This is a genomic window from Rhizobium sp. BIGb0125 (assembly GCF_024810055.1).
Classification (GTDB): Bacteria; Pseudomonadota; Alphaproteobacteria; order Rhizobiales; family Rhizobiaceae; genus Agrobacterium.
In genome coordinates this window covers 23,522-36,340 of sequence record NZ_JANUDV010000006.1, presented here as the reverse complement: position 1 = coordinate 36,340, position 12,819 = coordinate 23,522, and the positions used below count along the sequence as shown (strand labels likewise).

The 12,819-nt window shown below is 54.3% G+C and carries 11 protein-coding genes and 1 pseudogene; 7 read left to right on the top strand and 5 right to left on the bottom strand.

From position 1 onward, the window contains the following. Positions 1–14 precede the first annotated feature (14 nt). A complete protein-coding gene (locus tag M2418_RS17280; RefSeq protein WP_259148090.1) occupies positions 15–797 on the top strand; it encodes an SDR family oxidoreductase in 783 nt (260 codons plus the stop codon). A 157-nt stretch (positions 798–954) separates the two neighbouring features. Further along, positions 955–1,242 (top strand): putative quinol monooxygenase, encoded by a 288-nt coding sequence (locus tag M2418_RS17275; protein ID WP_259148089.1) that lies wholly within the window; start codon positions 955–957, stop codon positions 1,240–1,242. 156 nt (positions 1,243–1,398) lie between these two features. On the opposite strand, the gene M2418_RS17270 is transcribed toward M2418_RS17275, so the two are convergent. From M2418_RS17270 to M2418_RS17260, 3 genes and pseudogenes are all read right to left on the bottom strand, one after another. Further along, positions 1,399–1,728: an HNH endonuclease gene (locus M2418_RS17270; protein ID WP_259148087.1), complete on the bottom strand. Its 330-nt coding sequence runs from the start codon at positions 1,726–1,728 to the stop codon at positions 1,399–1,401. Positions 1,729–2,038: 310 nt separating this feature from the next. Next, a pseudogene (locus M2418_RS17265) lies at positions 2,039–2,143 on the bottom strand (phospholipid methyltransferase); the annotation flags it as partial. Positions 2,144–2,161: 18 nt separating this feature from the next. Then, positions 2,162–2,620, bottom strand: coding sequence for a VOC family protein (locus tag M2418_RS17260; RefSeq protein WP_110737755.1), 459 nt, complete (start codon positions 2,618–2,620; stop codon positions 2,162–2,164). A gap of 1,021 nt (positions 2,621–3,641) precedes the next feature. Between M2418_RS17260 and M2418_RS17255 the strand changes: the two genes are divergently transcribed. The 3 genes from M2418_RS17255 to M2418_RS17245 all read left to right on the top strand — a co-directional run bounded on the left by M2418_RS17255 (position 3,642) and on the right by M2418_RS17245 (position 6,069). Then, a complete protein-coding gene (locus M2418_RS17255; RefSeq protein ID WP_259148084.1) occupies positions 3,642–3,950 on the top strand; it encodes a type II toxin-antitoxin system RelB/DinJ family antitoxin in 309 nt (102 codons plus the stop codon). Then, entirely contained in the window at positions 3,947–4,240 is a 294-nt protein-coding gene (locus M2418_RS17250) for a type II toxin-antitoxin system RelE/ParE family toxin (protein WP_250983739.1), read from the top strand. The genes M2418_RS17255 and M2418_RS17250 overlap by 4 nt, the downstream gene beginning before the upstream one ends. 449 nt (positions 4,241–4,689) lie before the next feature. Next, positions 4,690–6,069, top strand: coding sequence for a GntP family permease (locus M2418_RS17245; protein ID WP_259148082.1), 1,380 nt, complete (start codon positions 4,690–4,692; stop codon positions 6,067–6,069). A gap of 533 nt (positions 6,070–6,602) precedes the next feature. Here M2418_RS17245 and M2418_RS17240 read toward each other — a convergent pair. Continuing rightward, a complete protein-coding gene (locus tag M2418_RS17240; protein ID WP_259148079.1) occupies positions 6,603–8,558 on the bottom strand; it encodes a methyl-accepting chemotaxis protein in 1,956 nt (651 codons plus the stop codon). Between the two features lie 445 nt (positions 8,559–9,003). After that, complete coding sequence (locus M2418_RS17235; protein WP_259148077.1) at positions 9,004–9,924, bottom strand: LysR family transcriptional regulator; 921 nt, start codon at positions 9,922–9,924, stop codon at positions 9,004–9,006. A 374-nt stretch (positions 9,925–10,298) separates the two neighbouring features. On the opposite strand from M2418_RS17235, the gene M2418_RS17230 reads away from it, so the two are divergent. Both M2418_RS17230 and M2418_RS17225 read left to right on the top strand, forming a co-directional pair. Beyond that, positions 10,299–11,582 carry a Gfo/Idh/MocA family protein gene (locus M2418_RS17230; protein WP_259148076.1) on the top strand — a complete coding sequence of 428 codons (1,284 nt, stop codon included), beginning with the start codon at positions 10,299–10,301 and terminating at the stop codon, positions 11,580–11,582. A gap of 636 nt (positions 11,583–12,218) precedes the next feature. Continuing rightward, positions 12,219–12,494, top strand: coding sequence for a hypothetical protein (locus tag M2418_RS17225; protein ID WP_250983734.1), 276 nt, complete (start codon positions 12,219–12,221; stop codon positions 12,492–12,494). The last annotated feature ends 325 nt before the right edge of the window (positions 12,495–12,819 follow it).

Here is a 12,819-nt window from a genome sequence, read left to right as displayed (position 1 = left end):
AAGGAGAACGCGCAATGGATCTTGGAATAGCTGGCAGACGGGCAATCGTCTGCGCAAGTTCAAAAGGGCTTGGCAAGGGTGTCGCGCAGAAACTCGCGGAAGCGGGCGCCATCGTCACGCTCAATGGCCGGAACCCTGAAGCACTTGCGTTGACTGCAAGCGAAATTCGAAAACAGACCAATGCCGAGGTTCACATGGTCGTTGCTGACGTGACCACGGCGGAAGGTCGCGCGGCACTTCTGGACGCGGAACCATCACCGGACATCCTGGTCAACAATGCTGGGGGCCCACCGCCGGGGCTTTGGTCCGACTGGACTGAGGATGACTGGCTCAAAGCTCTTCACGCGAATATGCTTGCGCCGATATTGCTGATGAAAGCGGTGCTGCCGGGCATGATCGACAGGAAATGGGGAAGGGTGATCAATATCACCTCCGCATCTGTCAAAGCGCCGATCCCCGAACTTGGGCTTTCCAACGCGTCGCGCAGCGGGCTTACCGGTTTCGTTGCCGGAACGGCTAGGCAGGTGGCAAAACACGGGGTCATCATCAACAATCTTCTACCCGGTTCACACGAAACAGATCGTACAGAGGGTTTAATGAAGAGAACCGCCGCAGAACAAAGTATCAGCCTCGATGAGGCTCGACGCAAAGCACATGCGCTCAATCCGATAGGCCGGTTCGGCACGCCAGAAGAGTTTGGTGCCGCCGCCGCCTTCCTGTGCAGCCAATACGCAGGCTATATCGTTGGACAAAATCTTTTGCTCGACGGCGGGGCGTTCCAATCCACTCACGGATAGGGTGGTGAAAAGACGCGTGTCTTTACCGGTATGAGATAGGCAATGGCGGCTTCTCGGCCGCCATATCGTCAATAATAGTTCGGCTCCTCATAGCACCACATGTCGACGCGATATCTGATGGACGAACACGGCCAAATGCTGGAATTGGAGAAACAATATGGACAAACCAGAAACTCAGGTTCGGCTCTCTGGCCTCCTTCGCTGCGCGACCGTTGATGAGGTGGAGATCGTCAAAACGCACCTGCCTGATCATATCCGTCTGACCAAGGCAGAGCCGGGTTGCCTCTCCTTTGAGGTGTCGCAGACTGAAAACCCTCTCCTCTGGTGCGTTGAAGAAGTGTTTTCGGACCGAGCCGCCTTTGATTTTCATCAGCAGCGTACTCGCGCATCCGAGTGGTTCACAGCCACGTCAATGATCCAACGGGACTACGTAGTCACTGAATAACTGTGAATCGGCCATTTAGCGCAGTTTTCCCGCAAAAATGCGTTTCCGCTACGTTGCCGCATCAATGTTTTACCAGGGGTCAAAGCATTAAATCGGGCAGGCAACGCGCAGGCAATCTTAAATCAAGCCTTGAGCGCGTAGTCTGGTGGCCAATAGTCAGCGACGTCGGCCCCGCTCCTCTGCTTCATCATCGAAGCCAATTGGTTTTGTTTTTACCCAACTGACGAACTTCTGAATCGCGGGGTCCTCGAGAATAGCTGAGATCGTGGAGAATTTCTTTGCCAACTGGGCGTCAGTGAAGCCTGCATGTATGTGGCTATGGCATATCCGATGCAAAGGCACCGTGACCCTGCCACCCTTACTCCGAGGAACAAGATGGTGGTGCTCGATCTGGTCGTCAGGTATCACCCGCTCGCAGAGCTGGCAGATGACGGGCTCCGCCTCCACATCTTGCGTAGTAAAATTGTCTCTCTGCTTGCGTGCCATTGATTTGGTGCCTCTCTATCGGCTGTCAGACTGCGTTCGCGCCGCATCGATAGACCAACCCAAGCATGCCGACAACGCCAAGCCGTTTTCGACAAGGCACTGGCGTGTGCATCGGAGCAACATCGGCGACTAAGTACGATCAGTCGATTAGTCGATCCTCGTGACGAGGGATAGGATATTATAGAATATTGCTCATGATTGACGGTCTTGCTTTGGCGGGTTGTCGGTTCACATCTATTCGAGAGCACATTAGTCTTGATGGCCGCAATTTGCCCAAAGCGGACAAGCCAGGGTGTGCAAGCTGTCCGATTCATGCGGCGACTGTCGTCCTCATGATGCGATATACGCTTGCAGGTGGCAGGTTTGCATAGGTGGTGCTGATGCGAATAGCCTTGAGCCCCAGCCGCTGGAGTAAAGTATTAGCAATCCTCCACTAAGCAGGCGGCTGCATTAGCTCTATGGTGATACCATCCGGGCCGGAGATGTACGCGACCATTGTTCCGCATCGGGGGCCGGCTGGTATCGGCTGCGGCGAACCGTTCACTGCCCACCCCGCCGTCTCAACCCGCGCGATCGCCGTGCGGATATCCTTAACCGTGAAGGCGATATGAGCGGCTCCGATCGCACCCGCGCTACGAGGTGTCTGGCCCAGCGTACGGCCTGTCGAATACTCGAGAAGCTCGATAGGGTAGCCATTTGGAGCCGTCACCAGCGCCATTCGGCAACGGGGGTCGTCAACCCCCGTAGCCTCCCGTAGAAACTCCCCACCCATCTCTCCTCGGCGAGCAAGGTCGAAACCCATCGCCTCAGTCCAGAACTGGATCGCCTCCTCCAACGAGGCGACGGAGAATCCCGTGTGGTCCACAGCTATTACGCCGGCATCTTCGGCCATCTTTAATCCTCACATATCTACCAGTTACGTCTGCCCGATCTAGCGATCGTCTCGATAGCCTTACGAACTTTCTTTCGTCTCTCGACACCGTTCGGAGCATCACTTCACGTCAAATAATTCAGCAAAATGAAGATAATAAGTCGCATGTTCCGCCTACCATCGAAATGAGAATTAACCCATCCAGCAAAAGCAGGGACGGAGTATCCACCGGAGGGCTTTGGCCGGAATTCGTTATGCCAGGCCAAAAAACTACTCCCTTTGTCCTTCAGCAGGTCCAAATTTCTTTCTTCGATGAAAGGCAGAAAATATCGTTCTTTTTGAAGAGCGAAACTCTGATGTTCCCGCTCAGCCTTGTGCAGGCACCATCGCATCAGTGGTGGCTTTCTCTTTCCTCTGCTGCGTATCCAAACACAAGAACACACGACTATCTGTGCGACGACCTTCCAAATTAATGAATATCGAACGGTCCCGTGGAGCCGACGGCTTATTGCGAATGTCTCCTTTTGGCGCAATGCTGCCATAAGCTCCCAATTTTTGACTACGCATCAACCTCGCTTTCGAAGGAAGATTGAAGCTTTTCAAGGCGCTTTAGTCGAAGGGGACGTTCGCGGTTTGCTATAACTCTGAATGATGGGAGGTAGACTTGTGGCATCTTCTCAAGCCGCCTGCCAAAACCTTATCGGGAACTCGGTCTGCCAGCACTGTTTTATCCTGTGGCAAGAATCGCCCTTAGTGATGCTACACCGTTCCTGCTGTGACCTGGAGAAGGCGTTTGCTGTTACATTGTATGTCGCAACGACAGCAACGTCATCACAGTTGGTGCCGCTTAGGCTTATCGAGCTCTCGGTGTTTCCAAATGAAATCAATATCTGTGTCGATTCTACAGGCCGTTGTTTGTTGCGAGACAGTTCGATCTCTCCCACATCTTAAAAGAGCCGTCAGCAGGATTATCCCGCCGTTAAAGTTCATCTAGAAAATGTCATTCAATTGCATTACTATTCCGACAAATATGGAGATAGTCATGGCCGCAAACGCACTTGTCCAAACACGTATTGATGCCGAGGTTCGAGACCGTGCCTCTGCCGTGCTCGAAAGTATGGGCCTCACCGTATCTGATGTGGTTCGTATCTTGCTCACGCGGACTGCCAACGAGGGGGCGCTACCGCTTGAACTTCTTTCGGGCAGTGAAGCGCATGATGCCTGGTTTCGGACCAAGGTGCTTCAAGCGTTGAACGATACTCGACCGGATCTATCAGACGAAGAGGTTGAGGCGCATTTTGCAGAACGGCGAAAAGCCGCCCGTCTAAAAGCAGGCGCACCAAAATCGTGAAACTTACCTGGTCTGCGTTTGCGCTATCAGATCGCGATGCCATCTTTACATACATCGAAATTGACAATCCCGCTGCCGCAGTTCTGATCGATGAACGAATAGTCGCCGCTTCTCGTCGTTTACTCGATTTCCCCGCGAGTGGGCGCGTGGGCAGAATTGCCGGGACACGCGAACTCGTTATCAATGGCACGCCCTACGTCGCTGCATACACTATTACTGAGACGAAAGTTCGGATCCTTCGTGTGCTTCATGGGGCGCAGGAATGGCCAGAGTATCTGCCGCCCAGTTAAACGACTCGTCACGTGGAGATGATGGATAAAATTGTCAGGTCCCCACATCGAGATGAAACCCACACGTCGCTCTCCATCGAGCGCGATCATTTGTGACTCGCCCTCGGTCTGACTGTCGAAATAATCAAGCGTCGGGTCCGACCACCGCTCCCATACGAACGCTGCACGGCGTGACCGTAGAAAGAGATCACGAATGGCTGGTACATCGACGGGCAGGATGGGTCGAATGTTCATCGCTTGGTTTTGCTTTCGAGTTTTTCGCGCGCGTAGGCGGATGGTCACGAAGAGGTGACGCTTGCGCGCTTCTTTTCAGGAGATTTACGCGTGATCTCGTTGAGTGGTGCTGTTCTTTGTCGTAAGGCCTCGGCTCAGAAATCTTTTTAAGTTCAACAGGGATTTTCAGAAAAGCGGCTGTCAACAGCCACTCCATCACATCAAGGAGCTTATATTTGCCGGAATTTGAACAGACATTATCCGCAGGCACACTGATTTCGATAGCGGTTGGCGCTGTCGCGCTACTATTGTTGCTCATCATCAAGTTTCGTGTCCACGCCTTCGTTGCCCTTATTCTCGTCAGCTTCCTGACGGCGCTTGTCACGGGCATCCCGATGGCAAACATCATGAACACACTGACAAATGCATTTGGCTCTACACTTGGCGGCGTAGCGCTGCTTGTCGGACTTGGCGCAATGCTGGGACGCCTGCTCGAAGTATCTGGTGGCGCACAAGCTCTCGCCGATGATCTTGTCCGGCGTTTTGGCGAGCAACGCGCGCCAATGGCCTTGGGCATCGCCTCCCTCTTTTTCGGCTTCCCGATCTTCTTTGACGCAGGCCTCGTTGTTATGCTGCCTGTAATGTTCACGGTTGCGCGTCGCCTGGGCGGAAGTCTCCTGCTGTATGGTATTCCTGTTGCGAGCGCGTTCTCATGCATGCATGTCTTCGTGCCACCGCACCCAGGGCCGGTTGCCGCCTCTGAGTTGCTCGGTGCGGACGTTGGTCTACTCGTCATTGTCGGTCTGGTTGTTGCCGTCCCGACCTGGATCATTGCTGGTCATTTCTTCGGCAAATGGATCGGCAAACGAATCCTTTTACCCGTTCCCCAAGTCGTTCAGAAAGACGAAACGCCTGAGGACGAGGCGTCCCTGCCAAGTCCCGGACTTGTCGTCGGGCTCCTGCTTTTGCCGCTTGCGCTGATCTTCATGAATACAGGACTTGATTTCGCCCGGGCTCAGGACTGGGTGGATAAGGATGCAGGCTGGTTTCAGTTGTTACGCGCGATTGGTTCGACGCCTATTGCCCTCTTAATATCTGTTTTGGTCTCGGCCGTCGTTCTTGGACCAATGCGGGGTCGTGATCCTATCAAGGTTGAGCGCATCGTCGACTCCGCTCTGGGTCCGGTTTGCTCCGTTATCTTGATTACCGGCGCAGGAGGCATGTTCGGCGGTGTCCTTCGTGCCTCTGGGATCGGCGATGCTCTGTCGAGCGCATTGGTTGATATCGGTATGCCAGTTTTTGTGGCAGGTTTTCTGGTTGCAACTGCATTGCGGGTCGCACAGGGTTCTGCAACAGTTGCCCTGATTACAGCTGCTGGACTGATCCAGCCTGCTGTCCAGGCTGCCGGTTATCAGGGCATCGAACTGGCGGCAATCGTCATTGCGATCGCGTCCGGTTCTGCGGTGCTTTCACATGTCAACGATTCCGGCTTCTGGCTGGTTGGCCGTTTCTTTGAAATGGACATTAAAACAACGTTCAAGACCTGGACTGTTATGCAAACGTTAGTGGGCCTTGTGGGTTTTGCTATATCGGGGTTGATTTTCTGGTTGGCTTGAGCGGTGCGAGTGCGCAGATCAGGAGGCTGACTTCAGGTCTCCGATAAGCGTGGGCACGTGCCGAGCATTAAAAGGGTCGGTTATGGGGGGCAGGCGTTCATTGCATCCATACTTTGGATTGCCTCGTCCCCCCTCGATGCCAAGGATAGCTGCTCTGAGGATTTGTCGGGTTTCGGCATCTGCGATTAACTTCATGAAACCCGGTGTCTCATCTTCTCAACGGCTCCGCTGACATGGCTCATGTAGTCGTGTCGGTGTGAGGATGGGGCGGGCCCCCCCCCATGCTCTTGCCTGGCGCGCCGTCGCTTGCCGCTTACGGCGCCGACTGAAGAAACAGCTAAAAATAAACTCTGGCTGTGGGCTTACTGTTCCGCCGATCCTCATTGCCGTTCAGCCACTGATTGCCCAGTCTTTGTGGGCAAGACCATCGGTCGAGAACCTGCCTTTACCGTAAGCAAAATTCCCGACCATAATTATTTCAAAGTTTCGTTAAGGGCTGGACGAATAAGCGCCCCTAGCAGCAGTCTTGGATGTCAGAATTCTTCCCACGAATCCCGTGCAACGGCAGCCGCAGAGCCACCACCAAATGCGCCCGCGATCTTGCGGCCAAGCGCACGTGCTGGAGATGGCGCTGGTATGGACGCGCTTGACGCAGAGCGGACAGGTGCGGCAGTTGGAGCCGAGCTGCTTGCACCCGCGCCGTTGCCCAGATTGAAGCGTGACAGCAACTGGTTGAGAGATGCAGCTTCCTTGGCAAGGCTGTGGCTAGCCGCGGTCGACTGCTCAACCATGGCTGCGTTCTGCTGCGTGCCCTGATCCATCGTGTTGACGGCAGTATTGATTTCCTGAAGGCCAACCGACTGTTCGCGTGAGGATTCCACGATGGCATTGATGTGCCGGTTGATTTCCTGGACTTCAGTGACAATCACTTCCAGCGCGCGACCCGTTTCACCGACCAGATTGACACCTGAGCGAACATGTTCACCGGAAGTGGTGATCAATGCCTTAATTTCTTTCGCAGCCTTTGCCGAACGCTGCGCCAGTTCGCGAACTTCCTGTGCGACGACTGCAAAGCCTTTACCAGCTTCACCAGCGCGTGCAGCTTCGACACCGGCGTTCAAAGCAAGAAGATTGGTCTGGAAGGCAATCTCATCAATAACGCTGATGATGCTGGTGATCTCACGGGACGAGCGCTCGATCTCGTTCATGGCCGTCACGGCCTGACGCACGACTTCACCTGACTTCTCCGCCCCATTACGGGCCTTGGCAACGAGGTGGCCGACCTCTTCGGCACGGTTGCTGCTATCCTTCACTGTGGTGGTGATCTCTTCCAGCGCGGCCGCTGTTTCTTCGACCGATGCAGCCTGCTGCTCGGTGCGCTTGGACAGGTCGTCGGCCGCAGAACGGATTTCATTGGCACCAGCGTCGATACCGCGGGCATTCTGGCCGACGGCACGTAGTGCGTCATTCAGATTGGCAACCGAACCGTTGAAGTTGTTGCGTAGCGTATCGAGATGGGCAACAAAAGGTGTTTCGATGCGGTAGGCAACATCACCATCTGCAAGGCGATCGAGACCCTTGGCCAGTTGATCGACGGCGAACTGCGTGTCGGCAGCGTCCCGCGCCTTCTGGGCCTCTCGTTCCAGGCGTTCCTGTTCGGAAAGGCTGCGGTTCGCGTCAGCTTCTTTTTCGAGGCGAATTTTCTCAAGGGCGTTGTCACGGAAAACGGAGACAGCCTTTGCCATCTGACCGACTTCGTCCTTGCGGTCCTGCCCATCTACAGGTGCAGTCGTCTGCCCCTGGGCCAGCGAAATCATGCGTTCACGCAAGGCTGCGATTGGAGTGGTAATGCCTTTGGCGGCAACGATGAGTGATGCAATGATGCCAAGCGCAAAGGCCACGCCGACGACCGTCAGCGAGGTGAAGATAGTAGAATTTGTCTGGTTGGTCAGTCCGTCACTTCTTACGGCGACCGTTTTCAATATCTGATCCAGAAACGTTGCGCTGTCGGTGGTCAGAGGCAGGATCAGCGTGTCGGCTTTCGCCAGAGCCGCCCTTGCAGGGTCGTTCTGGTCCGCTTGCCCCAGTTGTACGGCCTCGTCGGTCAGGGCGACGACGTCTTTCGTTCTCTCTATGATTTTGTCGATCGCAACACTCTCGCTGGGAAAGAGTAGTTTCGTATTCTGAAGACGCTCAAATAGCTTACTTTTGCTATCGTTGTAAAAGTCCACCGCTGTTTTCATCGCTGGATCTTCCTGGCGATAAGTCAGGATTTGATAGGCGGCATATGCGGTTGCCACGACATTTCGGTTTGCGCGCGACATTTCCACGCTTGCCGCAGCGTCATTTGAGATAAAGTCGGAATAGCTTGTATCTGCTTGTTTGTACCGGGTGGAGATAAAGGCTGTGGCGCTCAAGCCAACCACACAAAGGGGAAGGATCAGGGACAGAATTTTCGTGCGAATGCTCGCATTTTTAAGAAATGACATATTTCCTCGCGGTTCTATTTTGAAGTCGCGAACACGAAGCAGGGAGCATTACGACCGAGGCCGGTCGAACGAAAAACTCTGCTGCAGGGGATTCGGCGTGGATATGAAGAATAACAGACGGTGCCTGCCATCATGGCGACCTGATCGATGCTCTGTCGCGCCTATGCTTAGTTAGTTATGGTTTAAATATAATTAAATATCATTTCTTGAGGTTTATCGAAATTATTTTGATCTATTTTGGCAACTTATAGTATATTTTTTCTCCTTGCCTGCGGTGCAATTTCAACCTGTGTGCGATGATGGTTTGCCGTCGCGCAATTTCATAAACGCCCGCGTGATAGTTGTTGCGATCGCCGCTGGTCCCGAGCTGCCGTCCCGACGATAGCCAGCCGTCGAACGCCCGGTTGCCTTCTCGTTACCGTGGGCGGGTTAACAATACTTGTCTTCAAATCGCCGATGGAAACAGGCCCGCCGCCTCGGCACGGGCTGATATCAGGCAGATGATGTCCTTAATCTTGGGATTGGATCTGCTCTCCGGCAGAAGGTAAAACCCCATCACTGCCAGGCGGCGAGGACTATTCGGGCAAATCTTCACCTCTCGCAGACCCTTTTCGACAAAATAGTCTCTCAGGACATCGCTGTGGATCAGCACTGCGTCCGTACTCTGCGCAAAACCGATGCAGGCATCCATCGAGTTGCATGCGAATGCGTGGCCAGTGCCGTCGAGGTTTTGAGCACCTGTCCCTGAGATGAGGCGCTTTTGACGAGCCTCTGCCGGATTCGCCATTGTCGTTGGATAGTTACGGATTTCGTCAATTTTACGAGTTCCTTCAAGAAGCGGATGCCCTTCACGGACGAAATATCCGTCGGTCGCTGATCCCAAAGGAATGAAATCGACCGCAAGCCCCGGCTTTAGATGGTCGATGCGATGTCCCATGAACAGGGAAATGTCGCCAGCGACCAGCTGGTCCATGCAGCGCATCATATTGCCTATGCTGACATTGATTGGTGCTGCCGGGTGGGCTTTGAAGTGTTCGATCACAAAATCCTTCAAAAGCAGAATCCAGGTGGAATAGCCGGTTCCGATACTGATGCCTTCTTCCAGCTCCGCTTTCTGCCGGGCGATTGTTGTAAGGGCGTTCGTGTGTAGGCGGTTCATCAGGATCGCGCTGTTGTAGAGCGTTTCCCCATAAGGGCTCAGCTGGACACCGCGTGCCGAGCGATAAAGGAGTTCCACACCCAGTGACTGTTCCAGTCGCTTGATGTTGTAGCTCAGTGCTGGTTGCGAGATGTGCAGTATCTCTGCCGCTGCCATGAATGACCCAGCTTCGGCGACCGCCACAAATTGCTCAAGTGCTTTGTTCATGTCCGTCTCCTCGTCTCCATAAAGAAATTTTATGAATGGTCGGAAATATTATATTTGTCCATATACCTCGAGAGGGCTAACTTCGCCGTGCAGAGCACACTTAAGGAGGAAAAGTGGGGACAATTAATAATCCCACCGGCCAGTTTGTTGGTTGATAAGCTGACCCCTGGCACCCGGCGTGCCCTGCCGATCTGCCGATCGTGCCGCATCGCGGACTGATCCGAAATATTGCACCTATTCGATGCGGAAGGTTGCGCCCTGCGCCGGTAAAGCGAAGCAGCGTCCTTCTCACGGGACAATCAGAAACACGTGGCTGCGTCAGATCGGCATCATTGATCGAAGCGGTTTGGCGTGAATGGAAGAGGAGATAGCCGATGGCCAAGAAAAAATACGTCATCGTTGGCGCAGGCGCGCGCGCCCGCATGTTTTACGAAGCCATTGCGCGTAATTTCAGCGCGCAGAATGAACTGGTGGCACTTTGCGATACCAACCAGACGCGCATGGATTACACCAACAAAGTGCTGATCGAGGAGTTCGGCCTTAGCCAGTTGCCCACCTATAAGGTCGAGGATTTCGGTCGCATGCTGGATGAGACAGCTGCCGATGTCGTGATCGTCACCTCGATCGACCGTACACATCACACCTACATCATCGCGGCATTGGAAGCTGGCCGTGACGTCATCACCGAAAAGCCGATGACCACGGATGTGGTCAAATGCCAGCAGATCATCGACACGGTCAAGCGTACCGGTCGCTCGGTCCGCGTCACTTTCAATTACCGCTACGCGCCGCACAATGCGGCTGTCCACGAGATCATCGCTTCAGGCGGAATTGGTGACGTCTATTCCGTCCATTTCGAGTGGTTGCTCGATACCAAACACGGCGCCGACTATTTCCGCCGCTGGCATCGTGACAAGCGCAACAGCGGCGGGCTAATGGTGCACAAGTCCACTCACCATTTCGATCTCGTCAATTTCTGGCTGCAAAGCCAGCCACAGACCGTGTTCGGCATGGGTGATCTGCGCTTTTATGGCCGCGCCAATGCCGAGGAGCGGGGCCTGTTCACGCCTTACAACCGCACCACCGGAGTTGCCGCCGCTAAAACCGATCCCTTCGCCATCGACCTGACCGAAAGCCCGGTCCAGAAAGCGCTCTATTGGGATGCCGAACATGAGGACGGTTACCAACGGGATCAGAACGTCTTCGGGGATGGCATCAGCATCGAAGATACGATGCAGGTCATGGTGCGCTACAAGAGCCGCGCGGTCATGACCTATTCGCTCAACACCTATGCGCCCTGGGAAGGATTTAATGTTGCCTTCAACGGGTCGAAGGGGAGAATCGAACTCATGGTTCGCGAAACCTCCTATATCAATGCCGGTGGTTCTTCACACGAGGAAGGCGCTGCAAAGGGTATCCAACTCTATCATTTCCCGCTGCACGGCGAACCGCGTATCGTACCTGTCGTGATGGAGGAGGGCGGTCATGGCGGTGGCGACAACCGCATGCTGGCAGATATCTTCGGTAGTTCGAATTCCGGCGGTGCCTTCGCCGCAGATTTTCGCGATGGTGCCATGTCAATCCTGACCGGCCTTGCCGCCAACCGGTCGTTCCAGACGGGCTTACCGGTCGAAGTCGACGATATGGTCCAGTTCTGAGCGGTTTTTCAAAGCGCGTGCAACGTTTTCGGCGGCACGCGCAATGCTTTGTTGGGACACGTCGGCGTGAGCGTGTCCAGCAAGGTTATCGTCTGGAAAGCAGCGCACCCCTAGAGAACCGAGTTTGATGTGCCGATATTTTGCACGAGGCTCCATTCGCGGTAGCGTTTTCGACAGACGGTACACGTCCGCGCCAACGAAGCATGGCATGGTTGGCTTGGAAATGGGGAGCTCCACCCAGTCCATGAGGGGACCATCCAAGGCCAATACAGTTGAGGCGACTGCAGGAGTGAAATCGGTGAAGACGAGATTAGCACCCTTCGGATATAATAGCCGCGTTCCGCGCTTTTTTCCAATCGCGAGGCCCCTGGGGAAGGGGATTAGTTCGAACATTGGAGCTTATGGAACACTCCGTGGCACTGCATCTAGTCGAAACTTTTTGCACTTCGTCGCGGCAGTACCCGGCTCTTTCGTTTTTTAATACTCGAGAGACCAACTCCGCCATCGAACGCTCGTCCACGACACGCCTGTTAGCCAACACCCCGGATTCACTATGCATTAAGCATGGTCTAAGCGGCGCGGGAACCTCCGACGGAGCGCGGGCATTCCGATTACGGTGTTGCAGATGAGGATAGAATGACCCCCCAATTTCATGAGCGCTACATAAGCCGTGCAGAACATAATGCCATAGTCGCATATTACAAAAAGCTTGTCGTGCAGCTTCATCAGAACCGGCAAACAGCGAAGGACGAAAGCCACCTCAACAATTCGACTTGCACGTCAAGTAGTGAGGAACTGACAGTTTATCAGAGCTGTGAAGAGGTAGGAGGCATCGATCTTGGCTCAGGCGGCAATGTTGTCGTGGTGGATTTCGCTCGCTGTTCGGCGAAGAACTCCCAGCTCCTCGAGTAAGCCATGCACAATGTGGCTGACGACAAGGGTACTCCATGTGCCGCCCTTCGTGAAGGAATTGCCCTGCATTCGCTAAGGCCATAAACGACGTTGGCGAAGCAAGCCTCTTCAGCGGCGCAAGGCTCGAACTTATCCCACAGTGCCCGAAGCTCCTGGGCCCGTCCATCAGGAGTAAAACCTATTGGCTTGGAACGGGACTTGGGCTTTTGGGGATCTTCGGGTCTGCCAACCATCAGGCTGATCGGTTCACGTGCATTTCGAAGTTGGAAGGGTACATCTTTCACCGTCATTCTCGTCCGAGCCTGAAAGTGCTGTTCGTGACTGG